We start from the raw sequence: 25,910 nt of genomic DNA, 5'->3' as shown, positions 1-25,910 counted from the left end.
GAAAGTAGAACTTCGGCGGTGTAAATTATTATTCGCGAATATAATAACATATTAGCTGGAACACACATTGACGGAGGTCAAAATTGACCGGATTTTTTGATAATTATTTTAACTCTAGGATCCGGTCGGCAAATGAACGCTCTGGTTTCTTGTGGGCGGCGATTACGATAACGGCGTCAGGCAGGACCTCGCGAATGCCGCGTAAAACCGCGACAGAGGTGGCTTCGTCAAGCCCCTCGGTGGGTTCATCGAGCAGCAGAATTTTCGGGTTTTTCGCCAGTGCGCGGGCCAGCACAAGGCGTCGGGCCTCGCCGCCGGATAACCCTTCGCCGCGCGAGCCTATTTTGGCGGACAATCCGCCTTTTTGTGTGATAATATGATCTAGTTGTACGGCAGATAACAGGCGCCACAGATGTGCGTCGTCAACCGGGCCCGCCAGTTGCAGGGCATCGCCAACGGTACCGGCCATAAGGGCGCTGCGCTGGGGCAGCAATGTCAGATAGCGTCGCAAATCGGACTCGGCCCAGTCGGTAATTGGCCGGTCCGCAATGCGGATATGCCCAGTCGCAACCGGATGCAACCCGGCAATCGCCAGCAAAAGTGTTGATTTTCCCCTGCCACTGGGCCCCGTTACGGCAAGGGTTTCGCCAGGGGACACCGTGAAAGAGAGTGACGATATAATCGGCACGGATGCACCCGCTCGATTCAGGGTAAGGTTTGTAATGTGCAGATCCCCGTTTTGGTCGGGGTTTTGGTCGGGAACATGTGACGGGGCGGTCGTAAGGGGGGCGGGCTCTGACAGATCGCTGCCAATCCGGCGGGCGGCAACAGCCATGCGGCCAAAGTCCGACACGGCGCGACGCACGGGGGCCAGTGGTTCGGCCAGGGCCAGGGCGGCAAAAAAGCCCAAAGCGGCAAAGGCCGGGCCGATCTGCCCGGATTGCACCAGCATGATGCCCAGTCCCAGGGCACCGGCGGTGACAATTGTGCCGGTTATCGCCAGCAGCGCCCCGGTCTGGCGTTCGCGCCTGTCGAGTTGACGGCGTATATCCTCGTGCCGGGTTTCGGCGGTTTGAACATGTTTTTTCTGTGCGGCCAACCGGCCATATACGGCAAGGTCGCGCCGGGCTGCGATCAGGTCAATCAACCGGGTGCGAAAGGCCTGTGCTGATATTTCGGCCCGCCAGGACAATGGCAGGGAAATACGCGCCATCCAGCCAAAAACAACAATCCCGGCAAGCACATATCCGCCTGCCACCCAAAATGCGACAGCCGGTGTCACCAGCCACCAAAGCACGACAAATGCCAGCATCAATGTGAATAGTCCCGCCATGACGGGCAGGACCAGCCGCAAAGAGACGCCATCAAGGGCATCGATATCGGCGGTAAGACGGTTTAAGGCCTGTGCCCCCCGTATCCGGATCATGCGGGGATACGGGGCTGCCAAATAGGTTGCCAGCACCCGTGCGCGCAATGTTTCAAGCGCGCGTAACGTGGCATCGTGGGTTAACATCCGTTCGCCATATCGCGCAGCCGCGCGGCCAAGGGCGAGAAACCGCACCATCGCCGATGGCCGGAAGACATCAAAAACAGCCCCGGCCCCCGCCAGCCCGGCAGCGGCGGCGGCGGTAATAAACCACCCTGATAATCCCAAAAGGGCCGCCCCCATCGCCAGTACAACAAGGCTCAGGGCGGCACCGCGCAGCATTGCCGATCGTTGATCACGTAAAATAAACCGGAAAATCTTCCACAAAGCTTTCATCACACCGCTCCCAGATCAATAATCCGGTCCATTTGCGCGGCAAGATCGCGGTCATGTGTGGCAATGACCAGGGTGACACCCCGCGCGGCATATTCCAGAAGCCCGTGGGTAACGGCCCTTGCGGTGTCGCCATCGAGGTCGGCTGTGGGTTCGTCAGCCAAAATAAGATCCGGGGTGCCAAAAATCGCACGCGCCAGCATCAATCTGCGGGCTTCACCGCCTGAAAGTCCGCCACCGGTTTCGCCCAGTTGCGTTGCCAGGCCCTGTGGCAGCGTATCAAGAACCTTTTGTAACGCGGCGGTATCAATGGCTTTGGCAATGTCACCATGTCGGCCCAGTGTCAGGTTGCGCTGCACGCTGCCTGTCAAAAAATGTGGTGCCTGTGGCATCCAGCCCAGCCGGGCGCGCCAGCGATCGGCGTTCGCCTCGTTTAACGGGTGATCTGCGACCATCACATGGCCCGTTACAGGTACTTCCAGCCCGGCCATCAGCCGCAAGGCACTGGTTTTGCCCGCCCCGCTTGGCCCGACAAGGGCCACATGTTCGCCAGGCGCAATGCTGATTTCGGGCAGGGGCCGCCCTGAAAGTGTATGGCAGCCAGACAAAACAACACTGGCCGGGCCGGGCAAGGGGGCGGCCTGTCCGCCGGTGCCCTGTAACCTGTGCCCCGTATCCGCGCGATAGGCATAAATTTCGTCAATTACGGCTGTGGCTGCCGCCTTGTCATGCCAGGCCGCCGAAAGATCGCGCAGGGGCTGATAAAATTCCGGGGCCAGCAACAAAAGAAAGATACCGGCTGTGGGCATAAGCTGGCCGCCCCAGGCCCCGAATTCCAGCACACCCAGCAACGAAAAACCGACATAAACCGCGACCATCGCCACACCGATTGCGGCAAATAATTCCAGCACGGTGGAGGATAAGAACGCCACCGCAAGTACGGCCATTGTCCGGCGGCGCAAATCGGCCGCCTGGCTGGCAAATCCCTGCAAAACGGCAGGGCCCGCGCCAAGCAGGCGGATGTCTGCCAGGGCGGATAGCCGTTCGACCAGAAAATCGTTTAATGTGCCAATTTCGGTCATTTGTCGGGCGCTGGCCTCTTTGGCGGCCATGCCGACCAATGCCATGAATACGGGAATAAGCGGGCCGGAAATCAGTAGAACCGCCCCTGCCGCCCATGAATACCAAAAGGCCAGTGCCAGAATAACCACAGGCACAACCATCACCCGTGCCTGTGCCGGGGCATAGCGGGTGACAAACGGAATCAAAAGATCAAGTTTTTCGCTGGCAAGCGCACTGATGCCTCCCGCCCCGCCAAAGGCACTTTCATCGGACCGTATTGCCTCGCGCGCGATGATATCAGCACGAATTTTTGCCGTAATATGGTCGGCGGCATGTTGCGCCTGCGCCTCTGCCAGATAGGACAGCCCGGCGCGCACGATCCCCAAGGTGGCAAAAATCAGTGCAGCCCACAGGGCCGACGCCGTTTCCCCGGCCAGCAATTGTCCAAAGGCCCGGGCCACGACAGCCGCCTGAAGCGGCCAAATCAGGGCCGCCAGAACAGACAAGACTGCCGACTTTTTCCGGGCACGCAGCCCGGGCGCAAGTATAGTTGCCATTCTGTCGGATGCGGAAGAATTTTGGACGGAGGGGGTGTCCATGAATGCGCTCAAACTGATTTTAAATCTGTAAATTAAGGGAATATCTGCTCCGGTCCGTGGCGTCCATATTAAAGAAACCGGATATTCATATATGGCGGATGAGGATTGATATCTTTGCAAAAGATGTGAAGGCGGCGTGAAAAAGCAATTTTTTCCGTGTCTTTTTCAGGTTTCGACGGGAAAGAAACAGGTGCCAATGCCCCGCAGGCGGGCGGAATCCCCGGCTGTGTCGCGATTTTGATAAATTGCGGTTTTCCGCCAATGTAAACGTTTCAAACATTCATCAAAACGCAATAAATGCGTTATCAGACTGACTTGTAATTTCCGTATGGTGGGGCCGTTACAGGAGTTTTCCGATGCCCTCAAAGCCCACCATGCGCGATGTTGCGCGAAAGTCAGGTTTGTCGATCGCAACGGTTTCGCGGGTGATCAATTCGCCCGACGATGTGCCTGCGCCCACCGTCGAAATCGTAAATGCGGCCATGCGTCACCTTAATTACCGGCCCAACATCAATGGTCGCCGCCTTAAGATGCGCCACACAAGGACAGTGGGCGTTTTGGTGCCCACCCTTGCCAACCCGGTTTTTGCCACATCCGTTCAGGGCATTGAACAGGAAGCCCATGCCGAGGGACTGACCGTTCTTCTGACATCCTCGAATTATGACCCCGATCGGGAAATGGGCGCGGTTTCTGCCCTGTTGAACAATCGTGTGGATGGTTTGATCCTGACCCTTGCCAATGCTGATAGCAACCCGGTGGTGGATTTGCTGCTGGCCGAAAAAATCCCGTTTGTGTTGCTGTTTAACCAGCCATACCGGGCCGATATTGCCGCGATTAGCGTGGATAACGCGCAATCGGCCTATGACATTGCCGATGTGATGATCAAACGCGGGCACCGGTCGCTGGCGATGGTGGCGGGCCGGTTTGAAAGCTCCGACCGGTCGCGCCAGCGATATGACGGCTTTTGCCGCGCCCTTGTCGATGCGGGCATTGAAACGCCGCATCTGGTGCAGGTGGGGTTTGGCGAGACGGACCTGATTGAACCTCTGCGTGATCTGTTGTGTGGTCCCGCGGTCGTGACTGGACTTGTATGTTCGACCGATATGCTGGCGATTGCGGCAATAAATGCCTGTCGCGCATATGGTTTGTCCGTGCCCGGTGATGTGTCGGTAGGCGGTATTGACGGAATTTCGGTGGGTGGGCTGATCACGCCAAAGTTGTGTTCGGCAGTTCAACCCACCCAGGAGATGGGCCGGCAGGCGCTTGCATTCCTGCGCGGCCTGATTACGGGGCAGTCAAACCCGGAAAGTTTGCTGCTGCCCCATCATTTAAGCGACGGGGAGTCCATAGGACCTTTCCGACGCCGGTCATCAACCCGAATATAGGAAGATCAAAGGTGCGTTTCAAACAACTTGTTATGGGTTTGGCATTGGCGGCGGTGGCCGCTGGCACCCAGCCCGCTTTTGCCGACGAAGTTGCCATTTGTTATAACTGCCCGCCGGAATGGGCCGATTGGGGCGGGCAGCTTAAGAATATTGCCCGCGACCTTAAAATCGATGTGCCCCAGGACAATAAAAATTCCGGCCAAACGCTGTCGCAGCTTCTGGCGGAAAAGGATAACCCGGTCGCCGATATTGCCTATTACGGTGTTTCCTTTGGCATCAAGGCCAAGGAAAAAGGCGTGGTTGCCAATTATAAACCCGCCAATTTCGATAAAATCCCCGACGGGTTGAAAGACAGGGACGGGGCGTGGTTTGCCATTCATTCCGGCACCATTGGCCTGTTTGTCAACACCGCGGCCCTGGGCGATGCGCCGGTGCCGCAAAGCTGGGCGGATCTGTTAAAGCCGGAATATAAAGGCATGGTGGGTTATCTGGACCCGTCCAGTGCATTTGTCGGCTATGCTGGGGCGGTGGCGATCAACCGGGCGATGGGCGGCACGCTGGATAATTTTGCACCGGGCATCGAATTTTTCAAAAAGCTGAAGGAAAATGACCCGATTGTGCCCAAACAGACGGCCTATGCCCGTGTTCTGTCGGGCGAAATTCCGATCCTGATTGATTATGATTTCAATGCCTACCGCGCGAAATACAAGGATCAGGCAGATGTTGCCTTTGTCATTCCGAGCGAAGGCACAGTGACGGTTCCCTATGTCATGAGCCTGGTGAAAAACGGCCCACACCCGGAAAATGGCAAAAAGGTTCTGGATTACGTGCTGTCTGATGCCGGGCAGGCCCATTGGGCAAATGCCTTTTTGCGTCCGGTAATTGCTTCGGCCATGTCGCCCGAAGCGGCCGCCAAGTTTCTTCCCGCATCCGATTATGCCCGTTCCCAGCCGGTGGATTACGCCAAAATGGCCGAAGTCCAGGCTGGCTTTAGCGAGCGTTATCTCTCCGAGGTACGATAAGTGTCGTCGCTTCATCAGATAAAAGGGGGGCGTTCGCGCCCTTCTTTGCCATCCTTTATGGTCGGGCAGGCGCGCCCCGGTGTTGGCAGCCCCGCCATTTTGGCACTATTGCTCACACCCGGTCTGATCATTGTCGCCGCCTTTTTCCTGATCCCGATGGCGCTGGTTGCCATGCGCGTGGCAAACGGGCCGGATGGTTTCGCGACCTATTTTATCATTCTGACCAACGGGCGTTATTTTGCCAGTCTGATGCAAACCCTTGTCATGTCGGCGGGGGTGACAGTTACCGCCCTGGTCCTGTGCGGGATTTGCGGGCTGTTTCTGGTGCGCAACCGTTTTGCCGGGCGCAATGTGATTACCGCCCTTTTAACCCTGCCATTGTCGTTTCCCGGCACGGTGGTGGGTTTTATGGTGATTATGCTGGCGGGTCGGCAAGGGGTGATTGGCAGTGTGACCGACGCCCTGTTTGGCGACAAACTGGTTTTTGCCTACAACATTGCCGGTTTGTTTATTGGTTATTTGTATTTTTCGATCCCGCGGGTGATTTTGGCAGTCATGGCATCGGCCGAAAAACTGGACCCGCAACTTGAAGAAGCCGCCCGCTCGCTGGGTGCACCAACATGGCGCGTGATCAAGGATGTGATTTTGCCAGGTTTAATGCCAGGGCTGATTTCATCGGGCGCGATCTGTTTTGCCACCGCAATGGGGGCCTTTGGCACCGCCTTTACCCTGGCGACCGACATCGATGTCTTGCCAATGGTGATTTATACCGAGTTTACCCGGAATGCCAATGTGGCCGTTGCCGCCGCACTCAGCATTGCACTGGGTCTTTTGACCTGGGCTGTTTTAACGGCCGTTCGCTGCTTTGCCGGAAATACCGCAACCTCTGGCACTGGCGGAGGAGCCTGACCATGCAGCGCGACGCCAAGTTTTATGCCCAGCTTTTACTGACCATTGTGCTGTGCCTGTTTATTGTGGTGCCCGTCGTCATGTCGGCATTGGCGGGTGTAACCGTGAATGTTTTCAAGGGCCTGTCATCGGGTTTGACATTGCGCTGGATATTTCAGGTCTGGGACCTGTATGCGCACAGCATTTTATTATCCGTGATGATCGCGCTGGCCTGCCTGGTGGTGACATTGGTCGCCGGGGTGCCGCTGGCCTATGTGCTGGTGCGTAGACCCGGCCGTTTGACCCGCATTTTCGAGGAATTGTTAACCCTGCCGGTTGCCATACCGGGCCTGGCTTTGGCGCTGGCCCTGTTGATCACCTATGGCGGGGTTAGTGGCTATCGCTCAAGCTGGCTGTTTATCCTGACCGGGCATGTCCTGTTTACGCTGCCTTTTATGGTGCGTTCGGTTGCGGCGGTGATGGCGGCAATGGACATCAAAATGCTTGAGGAAGGGGCGGCAAGCCTGGGGGCCGGTTTCTGGCGGCGGTTTTTTACCGTGATCATCCCCAATGCGAAGCCGGGTATTCTGGCCGGGGCCTTGATGGTGGTGACATTGTCGATTGGCGAATTCAACCTGACCTGGATGCTCCATACGCCACTGACCAAAACTCTGCCGGTTGGCCTTGCCGATGCCTATGCCTCGATGCGTCTTGAGGTGGGCAGTGCCTATACCCTGATTTTCTTTGTTTTGATTATGCCGTTGCTGATTGCAATGCAGGCCCTTGCCCAGCGGGGCAAACGCCCGCGCAAGCGCACTGATACGGCGGAGGATACATTATGAGTACGCAAATCAAATTGCGCCATTGTGCCAAAACCTTTGCCGATGGTACGCGCGCCCTGGCCCCCTTTGATTTGACGATTGAGGGCGGCGAAACCATTGTTCTGCTGGGCCCGTCCGGCTGTGGCAAAACCACAATCTTGCGCATGATTGCCGGGCTTGAATTTCCCGATGCGGGCGGCATGATCACCTTTGACGGCGATGATGTGACCCGCCAGTCGATTGAAAAGCGCCGGGTGGGCATGGTGTTTCAATCCTATGCCCTGTTTCCCAATATGACGGTGGCGGAAAATGTCGCCTATGGGCTGAAGGTCAACGGGGTTTCGGCAGCGGAACGGCAAACGCGCGTGGCGGCGATGCTGGAAATGATGCACATTGACATGCTGGCAGACCGGCGAATTGACCAGCTTTCGGGCGGGCAGCGCCAGCGTGTGGCCCTGGCGCGCGCCATTGCCGTGCAACCGCGTGTTTTATTGCTCGACGAACCTCTTACCGCGCTGGATGCAAAATTGCGGGTGCGCCTGCGCACCGAGATTAATGCCCTGTTGCGCAAGCTGGGCATTACGGCGGTTTATGTCACCCATGATCAGGAAGAGGCCCTGGCACTTGGCGACCGGATTGTGGTGATGCAAAAGGGCGAAATCGCCCAGATCGGCACCCCGCGCGAAATTTACCGCAGCCCCAAAAACCCGTTTGTCGCCGATTTTGTGGGTGCGGCGAACCGGCTGGCGGGTGATATGCGCGATGGACGCCTGCATATTGGCAGTCAGGTGTTCGAGGCCGTGGATGGCTGGAACCAGTATAATGATATGATCGATAAAACCGGTCCGGTGGAACTGTTTTTTCGGGCCGATGGCCTGTCGGTCTGTGAGCGGGAGGACGCCCATTTTACCGGTCGCATCGAAGCCGTTGCCTATTTGGGCGACAAACAGCGTTTGACCGTTTCCGGGATCGGGCCGCAAGCGATGATGATTGATACCCATGCCGATGATCTGACCGCGGTGGGATCGGATGTGCATTGCCGGTTCAATATCGAACGGCTGGCGATATTTCCGGCACATGATGCTGATTCCGGCGCGATTTAATCAGGAAAGACAGACCAAAAATGCTCATTGCACAACTTACTGACCTTCACATTGCGGCGGGCCGCAGGTTGGCGTATCGCAAGGTGGATACTGCAGGTGCGCTTGAAAAGGCGATTGATCATGTAATGGCGCTGGTGCCGCGCCCGGATGTGGTTTTGTTTACAGGCGATATTGGCGACCTGGGCACGGCCGAGGAATATGCCCTGGTCGGCGAAATCCTGGCAAAATTGACAATCCCCTATTTCATGGTGCCGGGCAACCACGATCGTCGCGGACCGCTGCGGGCGGCATTTCCCCATGCCACGCCGGTGGCCAACGGGGCCGGATTTGTCAATTATGTGGTGGATGATTTTCCCCTGCGCCTGATTGCGCTTGATACCCTGGATGAAGGCAGGGCAGGTGGCATTTTGCTACCCGCGCAGTTGGACTGGTTGCAAAGGGTGCTGTCGGATGGCACAGACAGGGACTGCGCCATTTTCATGCATCATCCACCGTTTCGTACCGGCATTGCGCATATGGATGCGCAAAATCTGGGTGCTGGTGCGGACGAATTGGCACGCATTGTTGCAGAACATCGAGATACGATCCGGGCGGTTTTTTGTGGTCATATCCATCGGCCGATACACACAATCTGGTCCGGGGTGCCGGTGATGGTTGGTCCGTCGGTTGCCCATCAGGTGGCGCTGGATTTGCGTGCCGACGGGCCTTCGGCCTTTGTGATGGAACCCCCGGGCCTGCATCTGCATGTTTGGGATGCAAATGCCAAAAGCCTGACGACACATCTGTCCTATATTGGTCGCTATGACGGGCCACATCCGTTTTTTGGCCCGGACGGCAAGTTGATTGTTTAGTCGCCAGACGGTCCGCCACTTTGGTGCAGCACGACTTAAACCGGGTTATGAAGTGTTTCCTGGTGCAGGGACTGATGGATCGAGATGTCGCTTGAGAGTGCGGCTTTGACATTCTCCGGAATCTCGACAGGGATGATGCCGTTTGGATCGTCGGGGTGGGCGCGCGCCCAGACGCGTGTTTGGGTTGCCTCAAGCAGGGTTGTGTCGCCTAGGGTAAAGTGATGGGCCACATCAAAGGATGTGCGGCCCCAGCGAGAAATCGCGATATGATGAACAATCAAATCGCCCAGGCGGGCCGGGGCCTTGAACACGGCATCGCCGCGCACCAGCGGGGTGCCGCGAAATGCTTCATCCTTTTTCATGATGGGGGCCATATCATGCCCGGCTGCGAAAAACAGCTCCAGCAGGCCGCCTTCCATCCAGTGATAGTAATTCGGGTTATAAACGATCCGGGCGGGGTCACAATGGCCCCATTCAATGCGAATTTCGCGCGTCAGCTTCAGCATCTATTTGACCTGTTTGCGGGTTATTTTACCTTTTGAATGCGGATCAGCATCCGCACCAGTTGTTCTTTTTCATCAAAGCTGAAATCCTCCAGCAGTTTGTCCTCGTGATGCTGAACCGCCCGGCTGGCATCGTTAAACAGGGCCGTTCCCTTGTCGGTCAGGCGCAGGGCATAAACGCGCCGGTCGGTCGGCACCTTGTTGCGCACGATCAGCCCGCGTTTTTCCAACTCGTCAATCATGACAACAATATTGGACCGTTCCATCGCCAGCGAACGCGCCAGATCGGTCTGGCTGATGTCGGGGTTTTCATTGATGATGGCAAGCGCACTGAAGGTTGTCGGCTTTAAGTCCAGATGCGTCAGGCTGGCAACAAAGTCGCTATGCAGCGACATATAGGCGCGTTTGAGGTTATAGCCGATAAAGCCGCGTAACGGGCTGTCGGGCAAATTGCTGGCGCTGTTCATATCAGACGGTGCGGTTTTCTTTTTTCTTGTTTGCAAGGGCGTCTCCTTATTTTGGCGCGCTATCCTGTCACAATATCAACCAGCCAGAAAGTCAGAGCGGGAAAGGCCACGATGATCGCAACACGCAGGCATTCAACGATCAGAAACGGGACCGCGCCGCGAAAAATTTTGCGGGTTGGAATATCGGGTGCCATTGCCGATATCATAAAAAGATTCAAACCGACAGGGGGCGTGATCATCCCCAATTCAACAACAATCAGCGAAATGATCCCGAACCAGATGGCCTGGTGGGTTGGGTCCATGCCAAAATCCATTGCCATAAAGGCAGGAAAGAACACCGGCACCGTCAGCAGGATCATCGACAGGCTGTCCATGATACAGCCCATGACGATGTAAAAGGCAATCACGATCAGTAAAACGGTCATTGGTGCGATGCCTGCGGTTGCCACCCAGTCCGCCGCCAGGGTGGGAACGCGCGTTAAGGCCAGGGCGACATTGAACAGGTCCGCCCCGAAAATGATGGCAAAAATCATGGCCGTGGAACCTGCCGTTTCAATCACGCAGTCAAACAACCCGCGCCAGGACAGGGTTCGCATTAAAATTCCCGTGATCGTAATCAGGATAACCCCGACCGATGCCCCCTCTGCCGGGGTGAAAACGCCACCATAAATGCCGCCCAGAACGGCACTAAAAACCAGTGCAACATGCCAGACCCCGCCCAGGGACCGAATGCGTTCACGCAGCGGCAAGCCCTTGTGTGCCGGGCCTTCGTCAGGAAACAGGCGCACATAAACGCCAATGGCCAGCACAAACCCCAAAACCGCCAGAATGCCGGGGATGGTGGCCGCCAGGAACAGTTTGACGATGTTTTGTTCCGTCAGCAGGGCATAAATGATCAGGACAACCGAAGGCGGAATGAGAATGCCAAGGGTGCCGCCGGCCGCCAGCGTGCCGGAACTGAGCGCGCCGGAATAGCCATGACGCCGCATTTCGGGCAAAGCAACGCGCCCCATTGTGGTGGCCGTGGCAATGGATGACCCGCAAATGGAGCCAAAGGCGGCACATCCCGCCACCGATGCCATTGCCAGTCCGCCGCGCCAATGGCCCAGCCAGGCATTGGACGCGGTAAAAATCGCCCGGCTGATACCGGTGCGGGTGGCAATTTGCCCCATCAGAATAAATAGCGGAATAACGGCAAGGTCATAGGATACATATTTATCGACAATGGCGGTTTTCAAATAGGCCATCAGCGGCATCCAGCCCGAAAGGGCCATATATCCGCCCGCGCCAACCACCGCCATTGCCAGCGCAATGGGCATGCGCAAAAAGATCAGGGCCATCAAAACGACGACCATGATGATGCTGATTTCAACCGGACTCATTTAAGGGATTCCGTTTTGGCAGGGGATGATGCAAAGACCGACAGTTTTTCAAGCGTATTGACCAGGGCAACCAGCCCCGAAAGTCCCAGCCCGAAAATGGCAAACGCATAGATGATCCAGGTTGGTATGCGCAGCAACATACTGTGATCGCGATAGGCCAGCATATCCATCAGGCCATCGGCAAGCTGCCAGGCGATAATAATCCAGACCACACCAAAGATGACCTCCCATATCCGGTCAAGGATGTTGCGGGTGCGCTGCCGCAGGGCGGCGGTAAAAATATCCACCATCACATGGTTGCCTTTGCGCTGGCAGAGCGGCAGGAACAAAAAGGCGGCAATGCCACAGCCGATTTCGACCAGTTCAAAATCGCCGCGAATGCCGCCAATCCCGATATGGCGCATCAAAACCGACAGGGTGACGGTGGCCGCCACCGCCAGAATAATGGTTCCGGCAATGGCCGCACTCGCAAAACAGGCCCGATCGACAATTTTGGTAACGCCGCTGCCCGCCGGTTGATGTTCATGCCGTTTGGTGCTGTTTTCGGCCATTTCAGGCGGTCTCGGCATCAATAAGCTGGTTCAGGCGGTCAATCATGGCCTTGCCGTCATGCCCGGCATCATTCAGCGTTTCAATCCAGTCATCAATCACCGGCTGGCTGGCAGCCTGCCAGCGGTCCACTTCCGCCTTGGGAATTTCAACAAATTTGTTGCCATGTTCCGCGCACATTTTACGGCCGACTTCCTCGAAGGTATCAAACTGTTTGCCGATCCGGCGTGACAGTTCAAGGCCCGAATTGGCATCCATGATCGCCTTGAGATCGTCAGGTAAACCGTCATAGGCATCGCCTGCCATCAAAAGGGCAAAGGAATTGGCATACAGGCCGCGGGCATTTGCCGGGGTGCTGCAATGTACCGATGTCAGTTCATGCAGTTTGAAGGCGGGCACAACTTCATAGGGCAGGCAGGTGCCATCAATCACCCCGTTGGCAAGGCCAACCGCCATTTCCGTAACCGGGAAAAAGACCGGTTCCGCCCCCAGAATGGAAAGGGCGCGGCCAAAGCTCTGATTGGGGGCGCGAATTTGCAGTCCTTCCAGATCGGCCTGTTTTTCAATGGCCTTGTCGCGCATATGGAATTTGCCACTGGCATGAACATGGAACGCCAGCGGCTTCATGCCGCGATATTCATCCTGGCCAAATTCATCCATGAATTTGTGCATGGCAACCGAAGTTGCCTCGGCATTGGTGATCATGAAAGGCAGGCTTGCGGTTTCGGCAACCGGATAACGCCCCGGCGTATAAACCGTTAGCGTCCAGCCAATATCGACAACATTATTGGCAACCTGATCGGCAATTTGCGATGGCTTGCCCCCCAGCTGCATGGCGGGAAAGATCTGAATATCGATCCGCCCGTCCGACTGTTCGCGGATTTCCTTTGCCCAGGGTTCAAAAAATGCCTTGTGCATCGGGGCGACGGGCGGCAGAAAATGATGCAGTCTTAACGTGACTTCGGCGGCTTTGGCCTTGCCAATGATGGCAGGTGCCGCCAGCGCCCCGCCCATCAGGCCCAGCATTTGGCGGCGGTTAATCGAAAATCCCGACATTGAACATCTCCTCACGATGAAGGCCCCGGTTATGCCCGGATGCCATGTTCCTTCCTGAATATCAGGGCAGCCGCTTGACACGGCTTTTGCCCGTTTTTTTATGGTTTTTTGCCGTTGGCCGTCCTATCGCGGCTTTGTTGTTGCGGATGAACGAACGGGTTATTTAACCGGTTATTTAAAGTTTGGCGCCCGTTTTTCCAAAAAGGCGTTTAAACCTTCCTGTGCATCATCACTGGTTTGGGTCAGGGCCGCACACAGGCTTTCGGTAAACAGGCCGTCCGCCTTTGCCATATCCTCGATCCGGGCCAGGGCCTGGATCATAATGTAATTTGAAAGCTGGGCGTTGTCGGCAACTTTGGCGGCCAGTTCGTTTGCCTTTGCTTCGGCCTCAGCCGCACTGTCGCAAACATAATGCGACAGACCCAGCCGCAGGCCATCTTCGGCAGTGTATTTGCGCCCGGTCAGCATCATTTCGATCATCCGGTCCGCGCCCAGGATTTTGCCAATTCGCACCGATGCGCCGCCGCCAACAAAAATGCCGCGCCGTCCCTCGGGCAATTGATAAAAGGTGCTTGGGTCGGCAATGCGAATATGCGTTGCTGCTGCCAGTTCCAGCCCGCCGCCAATCACAGCCCCCTTCAGAACCGAAATCACCGGAAGGCCGCCAAACTGGATCATATCCATGATGCGGTGCCAGTTGCGCGAATGGCGCATGGTTTGGGCGGCATCGCGCGCCACATGTTCCGAAAGGTCCAGACCCGCCGAAAAATGCTCGCCTTCACCGCTTAAAATAACGATCCGGACATCCTCGGGCGGATTGGCAAAAAAGGCACCCAGCGCATCCATAAGCGTGTCACTGACGGCGTTACGCTTGTCTGGCCGCGTGATGGTCAAACGCGCAACCGTGCCATCGATTGTCACGTCCAATACGTCATTCGCGCCATTTGTCATGTTCTTTTTCCTTACGTAAAGCTGTCATTGTTCGGGTAATTTATCGCGCCTGAAGGCGCACGGCCCCGTCAAGACGAATGACGGTGCCATTCAGCATGGTGTTTTCAACAATGTGGCAGGCCAGATCGGCATATTCGCTGGCATGACCCAACCGTTTGGGGAACGGAATATTGGCCGCAATGGCCGCGCGGGCTTCGTCGGGCAGGGTATCGGTCATGGCGGTGGCAAACAGGCCGGGCGCAATGGCAACAACCCGAACGCCAATGCGGGCCAGTTCGCGCGCGGCCGGCAGGGTCATTGCCGCAATGCCGCCTTTCGATGCCGCATAGGCGCATTGGCCGATTTGCCCGTCCTCATAGCCCACTGACGATGTATTGATGATCACACCGCGCTCGCCATCCTCATTCAGGGGGGCGGCCTCTGCCATTAATTTGGCGGCGTGGCTCATGGCGACAAAACTGCCGGTAAGATTGATGTTGAGTGTTTTGATGAAACCCTCAATCGGCAAGTCACCACTGCGCGGCAAAATGCGGCTTGCGGTACCGATCCCTGCACAATTAACAAGGATACGCGGAATGCCGATTTTATTCCGGATGGTGGTGAAGGCGGCTGCGACCGACTGCGGGTCTGCCATATCAACGGTAATGGCAATACCGTCAATGTCGTTGGCAATGCGGTTTGCGGTTTCCCCGTTGCGGTCCAATACCGCAACCTTTGCGCCCGATGCGGCAAATTTGCGGGCGGTTGCCGCCCCAAGGCCACTGCCACCACCCGTGACAACGGCTGAGATCTGATCCAGGTGCATTTTCCTACCCGAAAATAGTTATTTTTTATAACAATTATATTTACACATTACATTGGCCCGGTCAAGCCGGGAAAGACACCCCTGATCGGCCATCTTTCCCTTTGATAACGCCTGATGTTTTGCCGGGTCCTGGCCTTGGCCCGTGTCCGAATCAGGGTTGCGTGCCATGATCCATCAGAACGACGGGTTTGATGGTTGTGCCGGTTGCGGAATCCCTGACCGCATTGTTGATTTGCGCGAAGGGATAGAAAGTCACCAGCTTGTCGAAGGGGAATTTTCCCTGAAGATAAAGGTCAATCAAGTGGGGAATGAAGCTGTCGGGGCAGGAATCACCTTCGACAATACCGACAAGTTTGCGCCCTGCGCTCATTAAATGCGTTTCATTCAGAACAATCTCGGCATCTGGTCCCGACGCCCCCAAAATGCCACATGTGCCGCGTGGCGCCAGGCTTTCAACAGCGGTGCGGATCACCGCCGGGATGCCGGTGGTATCCAGGGCGAAATCAACACCATGTTCCAGGGTTGCCATAATGGCATCGCGTGTATCGGTTTTTTCCGGGTTGATGGTGTGGGAGGCACCCAGTTCCCTGGCAATATCAAGCCGTTGGTCATTTGTATCGATGGCGATAATGGTTTTCGCATGGGCCACCTTTGCCGCCATGATCGCCGAAAGCCCGACCGACCCGGTGCCAAAAACGGCAAAGGATTTGCCTGCACCCACTTTCAGGGCATTCATTACCGCACCGGCACCGGTTTGCACGCCGCAGGCAAGCGGGCCGAGCAACTTCAGCGGGGCTTTGTCGCTGACTTTGACAATATTGCGTTCATGACAAATGGCATAGGTCGCAAAGGATGATTGCCCGAAGAAATTGGCATGAATGCTGCCTGCTTCATTGGAAAGTGCTGTGGAGCCATCGGGCCGGGTGGCAAAGAAATTGCGCGGGAAGAATTCATAACAATAGGATGGGGCATTATCTTCGCAGCTTGGACAGTGCCCGCAGAAATTAAATGTCATCACCACATGGTCGCCAGGTGCAACCTTGGTTACACCCGCGCCAACCCGGCTCACAATACCGGCCCCCTCATGGCCCAGGACGACAGGCAGGGGGGTGGGCAAATGTCCGTCCCGAACCGCCAGATCCGTATGGCATACGCCGGTTGCAACGACCTGCACCAGGATTTCGCCTGCTTGCGGGGCCTCGATTTCCAGTGTTTCAATTGAAAAGTCGCCGCCTTTTTCGCGTGCGACAGCTGCCTGGATTTCCATGTGTTTTCTCCCGAATGTTTTTATCTGTGGCCTGTTGTAATGTGCGGTTAACAAGGGTGCTCAAAAAGGATAGGCCGTGGCTTCATCCTGTACCGATACCCACAGCCATTGGGTAAATTCCGCAATGTCGGCCGGTCCGCCGATGCGTGTGCCATTGCCCGACTTGCCGCGCCCGCCAAAGGGCGCAAATGGCCCGGCATTGACAGTTTGGTCATTGATATGGAGATGGCCGACATTAAGCTGTTCGCCAATTTCAAGTGCGCGGTCGCGTGACCCGGATATCACACCGGCCGCCAGCCCGTATTCCGACATATTGGCAAGTTCGACGGCCTGTTCGTCGGACGCAAAGGAAGCAATGCAGGCCACCGGACCAAAGATTTCCTTGTGAAAGGCCTGCATATCCGGGGTTACACCTGCCAGCACGGTTGCCGGGTAAAACCGGTCCGTCGGGGTTCCGCCAGTCAGCAGGCGGGCACCTTTTTTGACGGCGTCATTGACAATGTCCTGTATGGTTTTGATCTGGTTATCCGAAATGATCGGCCCCAGTGCGACCTGGTCGGACAGGGGGTCCCCGACCGGAAGTTTTTGCGCCCGGGTTGCCAGGGTTTTGGCAATTTCATCGGCGATACTGTCATGCGCCAGGACAAGGCCTGTTGCTATACAGATTTGCCCCTGATGTAAAAAGGCCCCCCAGGCGGCATTTGATGCCGCCACGGCGATGTCGGCGTCATCGAGAATGATCAGGGTGTTTTTCCCGCCCAGCTCCAGTTGAACCTTTTTAAGATGTTTTCCGCACAGCTCGCCAACCCTCGACCCGGCATTGGCGGACCCGGTAAAGGAAACCATTGCAATGTCGGGGGTGGTGCACAGGGCTTCACCTGCCGAGGCACCACCGGGAATGATGTGCAACAACCCCTGCGGCAGCCCGGCTTCCTCGAAAATTCGGGCAATGATGATGCCCCCGGAAATCGGCGTGCGCGGGTCGGGTTTATGGACAACGGCATTGCCAAGTGCCAGCGCGGGGGCAATCGCCCGGACAGATAATACCAGCGGGAAATTGAAAGGTGAAATAACGCCAACCACGCCATGCGGTACACGCCGGGCGTAATTGGGACGACCTTCCATATCCGGAAGCGGGATGGTCATGGGCTGCGTTGCAAGCGATGCGGCATGGCGGATAAAGGCCGCACCATGTTCGATCTCGATACCCGCCTTAATACGGGTGGAGCCGGAATCCTGCATGATCCAAGGGATCAGTTCTTCCGCATTTGCCTCAAGCAGGTCTGCGGCTTTATCAAGGATTGCCTTGCGGGTTTCAGGCTGTTCTTTGGCCCAGGCCCGCTGCGCAACAGAGGCTTCTTTTGCGGCGCGTGTGATGTCGGTGCTGATGCCAAATCCGACCGATGCAATCGTCTGCCCGTTTGCCGGATTTGCCACGTCGATTTTACCGCCCTCTGCCGCTTCCCAGTCGGAAAACAGCACTTTGCCCTGCCATTTTTCAGGGGTGATAAAGCTCTTGGTTTTTGGGGTCATGTTTTCCTCCCGGTATTTTTATCGGTTTATGGTTGTTCTCGGCATTATTGTCATGTGGCGTGCGCGGATATTGCGAGGTGCCAGATACATCCAGATACACAAGACAGATTCACAGGCTGTCACTCGTTTGTGACAAGCGTGACCTTTATATGTGTGTCTATGATCGGGCAATGATGCCGGGGTCGTCAATATTGTTATAAATTATAATAGTTATAGATTTTAGGCAACATCATTTTTGCGTTCTGGCAGTGCTTGAATGCGCTGTGAGCCTTTGGTTTGGGCCGCGATGATCCGGTCGGAAAGATTCTGCTTGCTGTAATGATTCATTATTGTTATTAATTATAACAAATAAAAAATGATCAGCGGAGGATACGTATCATGCCTGTGATTGCTGAACCCGGATTGCGTCCGGTTCGCATGGGGGATACCCGCGTTTCGGTTTCAAGGCGAGACGACGGCACAATTTATCTGCGCTCGGGTGAAACACCGGATGACTACCCGCGCGCCATAACCGACAAGCTGGATTATTGGGCCGAACACACACCCGATCAGGTGTTTTTGGCTGACCGGGATTCATCCGGGGCTTGGCAAACACGGACCTATCGCCAAACCCGCCAGGAGGTTCGCCAGCTTGCACAATATTTGCTTAATCATGATCTGTCGGTGGATCGCCCGGTTCTGATCCTGTCGGGCAACAGTCTTGCGCACGGATTGCTGGCGCTGGCTGCCATGTATGTCGGCATTCCCTATGCGCCGGTTTCTCCGGCTTATTCCCTTATCTCGAAGGATTTTGCCAAGCTGCGCCATGTGTGCGAATTGCTGGAACCGGGCCTGGTTTTTGTCGAGGACGGGGCAAAATATGCCAAGGCATTATCGGCTGTTGTGCCTGCCCATACACCTGTTCTGGTGGTCGAAAACGGCGTGGCGGAATTTGCGGTCGATACCTTTTCAAATGCGCTTGCCACCGATGTGACGGATGCGGTGGACCAGGCCAATGCCCGTGTTGGCGAAGATACCATTGCCAAGTTTCTGTTTACATCGGGCTCTACCGGAATGCCCAAGGCCGTGATCAACACGCAACGCATGATCTGTTTTAACCAGATGATGCTGCGTCACACCCTGGCCTTTTTGCAGGATGAACCCCCGGTGATGCTGGACTGGCTGCCCTGGAACCATACAGCGGGTGGTAATCATAATTTTGGCATCGCTCTTTATAATGGCGGCAGCTTTTATATTGATCAGGGCAAGCCGACACCGGACGGCATTTTTGAAACCGTGCGCAATCTGTGCGAAATTTCGCCGACCATGTATTTCAATGTTCCCAAGGGGTTTGAAATGCTGGTGCAGCATTTGCAGGAAAATCCGGTGTTGCGTGATTCGTTTTTCCGGCGGCTTAAGCTGATGCAATATGCCGGGGCGGGTTTGTCGCAATATGTTTGGGACAATCTGGAACGCATTGCCCTGGATACCATCGGCGAAAAAATCGTGATGGTAACGGGTTATGGCTCCACCGAAACCGCCCCGTTTGCCTTTACCACCACCTGGGCGGTCGATCAGGCGGCCAGTGTTGGCCTTCCGGCGGTGGGGCTGGATGTCAAACTGGTGCCCAATGGCGAAAAACTTGAAGTGCGCCTGCGCGGGCCCAGTATCACGCCGGGATATTGGAAACAGCCCGACAAAACCCGGGAATCCTTTGATGACGAGGGTTATTATCTGATTGGTGATGCGTTGAAATTTGTCGATCCCGACAATATTGAACGCGGTTTTCTGTTTGACGGCCGGGTGTGCGAGGATTTCAAGCTTTCCACCGGTACCTGGGTGCATGTTGCCGCCATTCGCGCCAATATTGCCGATACATTTGCCCCCTATGTGCGCGACGCGGTATTAACCGGGCTGAACGAAAATCATATCGGTGCATTGCTGTTTGCCGATTTTGTCGCCTGTCGCAAATTGTGCCCCGATTTGCCAGATGGCGCATCCGAACGCGATATCGCAACCCATCCGTTAGTTTTGGCGCATTTCCAGCAAAAACTGAACGAACTGGCGTCAAAGGCGACGGGCAGTGCCCAACTGGTGGCCCGCGCCATTCTGCTGGATCGATCACCGGACCTTGATGCTCATGAAGTCACGGATAAAGGATCGATCAATCAACGCGCCGTTTTGACCAGCCGTGCCGACAAGGTTGCCGATCTGTACCGGGAGCCAGTGCCAGAACACGTCATGATTGCGCAGAAAGGAAACTGAGATGACCGGAATTACGAAAGGACTGCGCACCGAATTTGAAGATGTGTGGCTGTTGGGCGGCAAGCGAACTCCCTTTGTTGATTATACCGGTGCCTTTGGCAAAATTTCGCCAATTGACCTTGGCATCAAGGCCGCACGGGCCGCCATCGAACAGGCGGGGGTTCGTGCCGCCGATATTGATTTTACCGTGGCGGGTTCAATGGCCCAGGCATCGTTTGACGCCTATATGACGCCGCGCCATATCGGGCTTTATGCCGGTGTTCCGGTGGATCGTCCCGCCCATTTGGTGCAACGCATTTGCGGCACCGGGATCGAGGTGATCTTGCAGGCAGCGGACCATATTTCGCTGGGGCGCGGGCAATTGGCCCTGTGTGTTGGCACGGAATCCATGAGCCGCAACCCCGTTGCCGCCTATACCCATCGCAGCGGATTTCGCATGGGGCAGGTGGAATTCAAGGATTTCCTGTGGGAGGCGCTGCTGGACCCGGCGGTTAATTGCACGATGGGCGATACGGCGGAAAATCTGGCGAAACAATACGATATTTCCCGGCAACAGGTGGATGAATTTGCCGCGCGCAGCTTTGCGCGTGCCGTGCGCGCCCGGGACACCGGGTTTTTGCCGGGCGAAATTACCCCGGTGACGACAGAAACATTTGCAATTGATGGTTTTACGGATCGTGGAATACGCCTGCCGCGCAACATCGCGCAGGTTGATGCAGATTCCCATATCAAACCGTCCGCCTACGAGGTTCTGGCAAAAATTCGTCCGGCATTTGGCGGGGTGCAAACAGGGGGCAATTCGTCCGCCGTGGTGGATGGCGCGGCGGCAGTTGTGCTGGGCAGTGCGGCCTATGCCCGCGCCCACAATCTTGCCCCGCAGGCGCGCATTATTGCCGGTGTATCGGTGGGCGTGCCACCGGACATTATGGGCATTGGCCCGGTCCCGGCCATTCGCGCCCTGCTGGACCATACCGATATGACGCTGGATCAAATCGACCGGATTGAAATTAACGAAGCCTTTGGTGCGCAAATTCTCGCCTGCATTCGCGAACTGGAACTGGACGAGGATAAGGTCAATGTCAATGGCGGGGCGATTGCCATTGGGCATCCGCTTGCTGCCACGGGGGTGCGCATTACCAACACGCTGGCCCGCGCGCTGCATCAGTGTGACGGGCGCTTTGGCATTGCATCGGCCTGCATTGGTGGCGGCCAGGGCATTGCCGTGCTGATCGAACGGGCAGCGCTTACCTGATTTTTGTTTTTGTCTATCGCGGTGCGTCCGGTTGATCGGGCGTGAATGCCAAAACGGGAGGACCAATATCGTGTTACATCGTCGTTTATGGGGGGCGGCGGCCTTTGCCGGTGCCATTGCCACATGTGCCGTTCCGGGCTTTGCGGCCGAGCAAACGTCACGCTGGCTGACACCAACCATGATCAATGCCCGGGCGCACATGTTTTCGCCGGATCTGAATTTTCTGACCTTTCAGCATATGAATCAGATGTTTGCCACCCGTACGGTTGCGGCGGGGGATCATGTTTGGCAGCTTCCGGAAAAGCCGGTGTCGCTGGAAGGTGATTATAATCTGCATGGCAAAACCGTCAGCCTTGAAGATTATCTGGAAGCGATTTCGACCAATGCGCTGGTCGTCGTCAAGGACGGGGCGATTGTGTATGAAACCTATCGCAATGGCAGCACGCCCGATACCCGCTTCATGACCTTTTCGGTTGCCAAATCCTATGTCTCCACCCTGATCGGGTTGGCGCTGCATGACGGTTTGATTAAAAGCCTGGATGACAAAGTAACCGATTACCTGCCCGAAATGGCGGGATCGGGCTATGACGGGCCGACAATCCGTGATCTGCTGCGCATGCGCTCTGGCGTGGATTGGCAGGAAATTTATAAATTCGGCAGCGAAACGCAATTGACACAGGTGCATGACAATTCGCTGGTTGGTTATAAATATCGCTGGTGTGATTATGCCGCCAATCAGTCCAAACCCGGCCCCAACAAGCCCGGCGCTGTTTTTAATTACGCCACCCTGGATACCAGCGTGCTGGGTTGTGTGCTCGAACGTGTGGTGGGCATGACGGGGGCGGAATATATGTCCAAAAAGCTCTGGCAACCTGCGGGTATGGAAAATGATGCCTATTGGGTGATGGACGGCCCGGAAAATGTCGGGCGGGAGTTTTTTGGTGCCGGGTTAAACGCCACCGCGCGTGACCATGCCCGTTTTGGCCTGATGTTTTTAAATGGCGGCAAGGCCAATGGCAAACAGGTTATCCCGGCTGACTGGGTGCAGGAGGCCACCGTGCCCGATGAAGGATATGAACCAACGGCAGAAGGTGAACCGTTTGGCTATCAATATCAATGGTGGACCCTGCCGGGGTCGGATGCCTATTCGGCGATTGGCCTGTTTCACCAGTTCATTTATGTTGATCCGGCGAACAATATGGTGATCGTCAAGGCCAGCTACACGCCAGAGCCCGAAGGCCGGGAAGACGAAAATATCGGCCTGTTCAACCAGATTGCAGACCGGCTGTCGAAATAAAAAACGGGCTTGTCGGGGGATCCCTGACAAGCCCGTTTTGCCCTATTAACCAACTTTATCAGTTAATATGATTAAGTGCCTCGACCAGACACAGCAACGCCATTGACTGGCCATATCCCGTTGGATGCAGCGGAATATCCTTATAGAATTGAAGGTCGTGCCCCATACGGGTGCCATAGGACACCTGCTGGACAACACCATCAGCATCAATGTTGCGCAACACGGCCTGAAGGGCTTTGTCCCCGGCGTCTTTCCAGCTTTCCGGGCCCAGACCCAGGCGATAGCCCTTGAGCAGGGCATAACCGATGGCCGAGGTTGCCGAAATTTCCTCGTAAGAGGACGGATCATCCACCAGGGTGCGCCAGGCCCCGCTTTCACATTGATATTCCAAAAGCGACGTCAGTTGTGCCTTGACGACCCAAAGCAGGAACCGGCGGGTTGCCGGGTCAAGCTCTGCCAGGTCGATCAAATCCAGGATACCGGCTGAAATCCAGGAATTCCCCCGGGCCCAGCGGGCACGGGCAAAGTTGTGGTTGCCATCAAAGGTCCAGCCGTGAAACCACAATCCTGTTTCAGGTTCACACAGATAATGCGTATGAACCAGAAACTGGAATTTTGCTTCATCCACCAGTTCCGGGCGCCCGGCCCCCTGACCATAAGACGCCAGAAAAAGGGCCAGCATGAACAGGGTATCGTCCCACAATTCACCATTGTTGATTTTGTCGGATACATCATGCTGAAAGCCGCCGGAAACCGTGCGCGGGGCTTCCTCGATCAACCGGTTGGCCCAGTCATCGAGTACGGGTTTCCAGCGTGGGTCCCGGGTTTGCTGCCAAAGCAGGGAGAGAGCCAGCATGGGGGCGGTCGTATTCACATTTTGTGACGGCAACCCCTGTTTTAGCTGCTTTTCATACCAGTTTTCCAGAATTTCCCGCGCCTGGTCGTCACCGGTTTGCAGCCACAATTGTGCAATCCCGTAAAGCCCGACACCCTGTGGCCATTCCCAACTGTCAAAACTGACATAATCCCCGGCGGTTCCGTCCAGGTTCGGTTCGTTGAACTGTCCTTCATCACGCAGGTTGCGAAGGCCCGTCACGATCAGGGATATTTTGCTTTGCAGGTCGTCGCGAAGGCTGAGGGTATCGGTTCCCATTATTATCTCTCGCTGTTTTTATTTGAGAATCATGCGGCGCGGCGTGGAGATTATTCGGTATCGAGGATCTGGTTCAAAAGGCCGCCAAAATCCGGATCATCGCGATATTCATCAAGCAGCGGCATGACCTTTTCGCGGAAAGGCGCCTGGTCCGGGGTGACAAAAGTGACGCCCATATTTTCCGCCTCGGTCTTGGCATCGGTGATGGCCTTGTCCCAGATCCCGCGGAAGGATTCGGTTGCGTGAACGGCGGCTTCCTTGACGATGGCATATTGTTCGTCGGTCAGCTTTTTAACCGCGGCATTGGAAATGACCAGAAAGTCGGGAATGCGCAGATGTTCATCCTGCGAATAGAATTTGGCGACTTCACCGTGACGGCCGATGGTCAGTGCCGTCACATTGTTTTCTGCACCATCAATCACACCCATTTGCAGGGCGGTGTAAATTTCGGCATAGGGCATGGGGGTCGGTGTGCCGCCCATCATTTCCACCATGCGGATGGAGCTGTTTGAATTCAGCACCCGGATTTTAAGGCCCGAAAGGTCCTCGGGTTTGTTGATCGGCGTTTTGACCGTGTAAAAGGAACGTGCCCCGCTGTCAAAAAAGGTCAGGCCGACAAAGCCGCTATCCTTGGTGGCTTTATATACCTCATCGGCGACCGGCCCGTTCATGACGCGATAGAAATGGTCTTCGCTTTTGAAGATATAGGGCAGGGTAAAGGCCTTGAAGATCGGATCAAAATTTTCAAGGTTCCCCGCACTGACGCGGGTCATGTCAACCGCACCATTTTGAAGCTGTTCAAGAACTTCGCGTTCTGACCCCAGCACGGCATTCAGATAGAGCCGGATCGTGACTTCGCCATTGGTGCGTTCTTTGACTTCATCGGCAAACTGTTGCAGGGCGGTGCTGGTTGGATGGTCGGCCGACAGTGAATTGGCAAGTGTCAGGCGGGTTTTTGCCTCGACCGGGCCGGCGGCAAGTGTTGCAAATGCTGCCAGAGCAAAGGCAATTTTCTGATATTTCATTATTTTCCTCCCTTGGGACATCTTTCCGCTATTAAGGCGGTGACGAAAATGCCATCAGATTTGCTCGATGGCATGTAAGGAAAAATGTCATTGTGAAAATAATATTGCTATATGTAATAAATTTTCATTGTTGGATGTGCTGTTTGTGCTGGCTGTGAAGGGGCCGGTACGGGGAAAGGGACGTTGGCGGCCTATCGTGCGACAAAGATTCGGCATCATTGCCGGAACGGTCAGGGTGAACCGATCCGTTAGTTTGGCGTGAAACAGGAAATCAGGGGGAGATTTGAATACGGACAGGTTCGACAGTTAGCATATGAAAATAATTTTCAGATTGCAGATGTTGTTTTCACATCGCATGGTCTGTTTTTGCACAAAACAAAAAATTTGGTGCCGCAACGTGCACCGGGCAACTTCGACGGAGGAAACGCGAAGTGTTGCATTCATTCAAGCGCGGTCTTGAGCACCTGCTGCTGGGGGTCATCTCCATCACACTCTGCTGCATGGTCGCCCTCATGCTCTGGCAGGTTTTTACCCGCTATGTTCTGGCGACACCTGCCTTGTTTACCGAAGAAACCCTCAGATTCACCATGATCTGGATGGCGCTGCTGGGCTCGGCCTACTGTTTTGGCACCCGCAAGCATCTGTCGCTGGATTTGCTGATTTTTATGGGGCCTGACTGGTGGAAAAAGCTGCTGGCAACGCTGAATGGCCTGATTTCGATTTCGTTTGCCACATTTGCCATGCTGATGGGGGGCTGGAAAGCCGCCATGTCGGCGATGTCGCAATTATCGCCCATCATGCAGGTGCCAATGGGCATGATCTATTTGGCCGTGCCGGTCGCGGCCTGCCTGATCATTGTGCTGCAAAGCCTTAATATTATTCTCATTCTGGCCGGGCAACTGGCCCCCGCCGAAGAAGCGCAGGATACGGTCTGAT

The 25,910-nt window shown here is 55.7% G+C and carries 23 protein-coding genes; 10 read left to right on the top strand and 13 right to left on the bottom strand.

All coding sequences use genetic code 11. From position 1 onward, the window contains the following. Positions 1-103: 103 nt before the first annotated feature. Together TH25_RS16305 and cydD are read right to left on the bottom strand one after the other, a co-directional pair. Positions 104-1,762 (bottom strand): amino acid ABC transporter ATP-binding/permease protein, encoded by a 1,659-nt coding sequence (locus tag TH25_RS16305; RefSeq protein ID WP_114089417.1) that lies wholly within the window; start codon positions 1,760-1,762, stop codon positions 104-106. Then, the gene (gene cydD / locus TH25_RS16300) at positions 1,762-3,378 is read right to left on the bottom strand and encodes a thiol reductant ABC exporter subunit CydD (protein WP_181847659.1); all 1,617 of its coding nucleotides are present in this window, start codon (positions 3,376-3,378) and stop codon (positions 1,762-1,764) included. The genes TH25_RS16305 and cydD overlap by 1 nt, the downstream gene beginning before the upstream one ends. A gap of 398 nt (positions 3,379-3,776) precedes the next feature. Between cydD and TH25_RS16295 the strand changes: the two genes are divergently transcribed. From TH25_RS16295 to TH25_RS16270, 6 genes are read left to right on the top strand one after another with little or no spacing between them, the layout of a single operon-like run. Beyond that, entirely contained in the window at positions 3,777-4,805 is a 1,029-nt protein-coding gene (locus TH25_RS16295) for a LacI family DNA-binding transcriptional regulator (RefSeq protein ID WP_114089415.1), read from the top strand. 11 nt (positions 4,806-4,816) lie between these two features. Next, complete coding sequence (locus TH25_RS16290; RefSeq protein ID WP_220151426.1) at positions 4,817-5,827, top strand: ABC transporter substrate-binding protein; 1,011 nt, start codon at positions 4,817-4,819, stop codon at positions 5,825-5,827. After that, positions 5,828-6,736 (top strand): ABC transporter permease, encoded by a 909-nt coding sequence (locus TH25_RS16285; RefSeq protein ID WP_258549190.1) that lies wholly within the window; start codon positions 5,828-5,830, stop codon positions 6,734-6,736. Between the two features lie 2 nt (positions 6,737-6,738). Beyond that, positions 6,739-7,557: an ABC transporter permease gene (locus TH25_RS16280; protein ID WP_114089413.1), complete on the top strand. Its 819-nt coding sequence runs from the start codon at positions 6,739-6,741 to the stop codon at positions 7,555-7,557. After that, positions 7,554-8,639 (top strand): ABC transporter ATP-binding protein, encoded by a 1,086-nt coding sequence (locus tag TH25_RS16275; protein WP_114089412.1) that lies wholly within the window; start codon positions 7,554-7,556, stop codon positions 8,637-8,639. Before TH25_RS16280 ends, TH25_RS16275 begins: the two co-directional genes overlap by 4 nt. A 20-nt stretch (positions 8,640-8,659) precedes the next feature. Then, positions 8,660-9,490 (top strand): phosphodiesterase, encoded by an 831-nt coding sequence (locus TH25_RS16270; protein ID WP_114089411.1) that lies wholly within the window; start codon positions 8,660-8,662, stop codon positions 9,488-9,490. Positions 9,491-9,525: 35 nt separating this feature from the next. Here TH25_RS16270 and TH25_RS16265 read toward each other — a convergent pair whose 3' ends face one another. The 9 genes from TH25_RS16265 to TH25_RS16225 all read right to left on the bottom strand — a co-directional run bounded on the left by TH25_RS16265 (position 9,526) and on the right by TH25_RS16225 (position 18,003). Beyond that, positions 9,526-9,996, bottom strand: coding sequence for an acyl-CoA thioesterase (locus TH25_RS16265; RefSeq protein ID WP_114089410.1), 471 nt, complete (start codon positions 9,994-9,996; stop codon positions 9,526-9,528). A gap of 20 nt (positions 9,997-10,016) precedes the next feature. Beyond that, positions 10,017-10,496: a MarR family winged helix-turn-helix transcriptional regulator gene (locus TH25_RS16260; protein ID WP_220151425.1), complete on the bottom strand. Its 480-nt coding sequence runs from the start codon at positions 10,494-10,496 to the stop codon at positions 10,017-10,019. A 23-nt stretch (positions 10,497-10,519) separates the two neighbouring features. Further along, entirely contained in the window at positions 10,520-11,842 is a 1,323-nt protein-coding gene (locus TH25_RS16255; protein ID WP_114089409.1) for a TRAP transporter large permease, read from the bottom strand. After that, on the bottom strand, positions 11,839-12,393 hold the full coding sequence (locus tag TH25_RS16250; protein ID WP_114089408.1) for a TRAP transporter small permease: 555 nt from the start codon (positions 12,391-12,393) through the stop codon (positions 11,839-11,841). The genes TH25_RS16255 and TH25_RS16250 overlap by 4 nt, the downstream gene beginning before the upstream one ends. 1 nt (position 12,394) lies before the next feature. Next, positions 12,395-13,447, bottom strand: coding sequence for a TRAP transporter substrate-binding protein (locus TH25_RS16245; RefSeq protein WP_114089407.1), 1,053 nt, complete (start codon positions 13,445-13,447; stop codon positions 12,395-12,397). A 171-nt stretch (positions 13,448-13,618) separates the two neighbouring features. After that, positions 13,619-14,398 (bottom strand): crotonase/enoyl-CoA hydratase family protein, encoded by a 780-nt coding sequence (locus TH25_RS16240; protein WP_114089406.1) that lies wholly within the window; start codon positions 14,396-14,398, stop codon positions 13,619-13,621. A gap of 40 nt (positions 14,399-14,438) precedes the next feature. Beyond that, a complete protein-coding gene (locus tag TH25_RS16235) occupies positions 14,439-15,203 on the bottom strand; it encodes an SDR family NAD(P)-dependent oxidoreductase (protein WP_114089405.1) in 765 nt (254 codons plus the stop codon). A gap of 151 nt (positions 15,204-15,354) precedes the next feature. Then, entirely contained in the window at positions 15,355-16,470 is a 1,116-nt protein-coding gene (locus tag TH25_RS16230) for an NAD(P)-dependent alcohol dehydrogenase (protein ID WP_114089404.1), read from the bottom strand. Between the two features lie 60 nt (positions 16,471-16,530). Continuing rightward, entirely contained in the window at positions 16,531-18,003 is a 1,473-nt protein-coding gene (locus TH25_RS16225; RefSeq protein ID WP_114089403.1) for a benzaldehyde dehydrogenase, read from the bottom strand. Between the two features lie 378 nt (positions 18,004-18,381). On the opposite strand from TH25_RS16225, the gene TH25_RS16220 reads away from it, so the two are divergent. The 3 genes from TH25_RS16220 (at position 18,382) to TH25_RS16210 (ending at position 22,796) form a co-directional block, all read left to right on the top strand. Continuing rightward, positions 18,382-20,247, top strand: a complete 1,866-nt coding sequence (locus TH25_RS16220) for a feruloyl-CoA synthase (protein WP_181847657.1) — start codon at positions 18,382-18,384, stop codon at positions 20,245-20,247. A 1-nt stretch (position 20,248) separates the two neighbouring features. Continuing rightward, positions 20,249-21,499 (top strand): thiolase family protein, encoded by a 1,251-nt coding sequence (locus TH25_RS16215; protein WP_114089402.1) that lies wholly within the window; start codon positions 20,249-20,251, stop codon positions 21,497-21,499. Positions 21,500-21,569: 70 nt separating this feature from the next. Continuing rightward, positions 21,570-22,796, top strand: a complete 1,227-nt coding sequence (locus TH25_RS16210; RefSeq protein ID WP_220151424.1) for a serine hydrolase domain-containing protein — start codon at positions 21,570-21,572, stop codon at positions 22,794-22,796. A 58-nt stretch (positions 22,797-22,854) separates the two neighbouring features. On the opposite strand, the gene bglB is transcribed toward TH25_RS16210, so the two are convergent. Both bglB and TH25_RS16200 read right to left on the bottom strand, forming a co-directional pair. Further along, a complete protein-coding gene (gene bglB, locus TH25_RS16205) occupies positions 22,855-23,949 on the bottom strand; it encodes a beta-galactosidase BglB (protein WP_114089401.1) in 1,095 nt (364 codons plus the stop codon). Between the two features lie 50 nt (positions 23,950-23,999). Then, entirely contained in the window at positions 24,000-24,974 is a 975-nt protein-coding gene (locus tag TH25_RS16200) for a TRAP transporter substrate-binding protein (RefSeq protein ID WP_114089400.1), read from the bottom strand. A 431-nt stretch (positions 24,975-25,405) separates the two neighbouring features. Between TH25_RS16200 and TH25_RS16195 the strand changes: the two genes are divergently transcribed. Next, positions 25,406-25,909, top strand: a complete 504-nt coding sequence (locus TH25_RS16195; RefSeq protein ID WP_114089399.1) for a TRAP transporter small permease — start codon at positions 25,406-25,408, stop codon at positions 25,907-25,909. Position 25,910: the final 1 nt, after the last annotated feature.

This window comes from Thalassospira profundimaris, assembly GCF_003326755.1.
In the GTDB taxonomy this organism is placed as follows: domain Bacteria; phylum Pseudomonadota; class Alphaproteobacteria; order Rhodospirillales; family Thalassospiraceae; genus Thalassospira; species Thalassospira profundimaris_B.
Note: the sequence above shows the minus strand (reverse complement) of the source record. Positions and strands in the feature narration are given on the sequence as shown.

Coding starts and splice junctions, on each gene's coding strand:
- TH25_RS16305 (WP_114089417.1), bottom strand. CDS start 1,762: ATGAAAGCTTTGTGGAAGATTTTCCGGTTTATTTTACGTGATCAACGA.
- cydD (WP_181847659.1), bottom strand. CDS start 3,378: ATGGCAACTATACTTGCGCCCGGGCTGCGTGCCCGGAAAAAGTCGGCA.
- TH25_RS16295 (WP_114089415.1), top strand. CDS start 3,777: ATGCCCTCAAAGCCCACCATGCGCGATGTTGCGCGAAAGTCAGGTTTG.
- TH25_RS16280 (WP_114089413.1), top strand. CDS start 6,739: ATGCAGCGCGACGCCAAGTTTTATGCCCAGCTTTTACTGACCATTGTG.
- TH25_RS16275 (WP_114089412.1), top strand. CDS start 7,554: ATGAGTACGCAAATCAAATTGCGCCATTGTGCCAAAACCTTTGCCGAT.
- TH25_RS16270 (WP_114089411.1), top strand. CDS start 8,660: ATGCTCATTGCACAACTTACTGACCTTCACATTGCGGCGGGCCGCAGG.
- TH25_RS16265 (WP_114089410.1), bottom strand. CDS start 9,996: ATGCTGAAGCTGACGCGCGAAATTCGCATTGAATGGGGCCATTGTGAC.
- TH25_RS16255 (WP_114089409.1), bottom strand. CDS start 11,842: ATGAGTCCGGTTGAAATCAGCATCATCATGGTCGTCGTTTTGATGGCC.
- TH25_RS16250 (WP_114089408.1), bottom strand. CDS start 12,393: ATGGCCGAAAACAGCACCAAACGGCATGAACATCAACCGGCGGGCAGC.
- TH25_RS16245 (WP_114089407.1), bottom strand. CDS start 13,447: ATGTCGGGATTTTCGATTAACCGCCGCCAAATGCTGGGCCTGATGGGC.
- TH25_RS16240 (WP_114089406.1), bottom strand. CDS start 14,398: ATGACAAATGGCGCGAATGACGTATTGGACGTGACAATCGATGGCACG.
- TH25_RS16235 (WP_114089405.1), bottom strand. CDS start 15,203: ATGCACCTGGATCAGATCTCAGCCGTTGTCACGGGTGGTGGCAGTGGC.
- TH25_RS16230 (WP_114089404.1), bottom strand. CDS start 16,470: ATGGAAATCCAGGCAGCTGTCGCACGCGAAAAAGGCGGCGACTTTTCA.
- TH25_RS16225 (WP_114089403.1), bottom strand. CDS start 18,003: ATGACCCCAAAAACCAAGAGCTTTATCACCCCTGAAAAATGGCAGGGC.
- TH25_RS16220 (WP_181847657.1), top strand. CDS start 18,382: ATGCCTGTGATTGCTGAACCCGGATTGCGTCCGGTTCGCATGGGGGAT.
- TH25_RS16215 (WP_114089402.1), top strand. CDS start 20,249: ATGACCGGAATTACGAAAGGACTGCGCACCGAATTTGAAGATGTGTGG.
- bglB (WP_114089401.1), bottom strand. CDS start 23,949: ATGGGAACCGATACCCTCAGCCTTCGCGACGACCTGCAAAGCAAAATA.
- TH25_RS16200 (WP_114089400.1), bottom strand. CDS start 24,974: ATGAAATATCAGAAAATTGCCTTTGCTCTGGCAGCATTTGCAACACTT.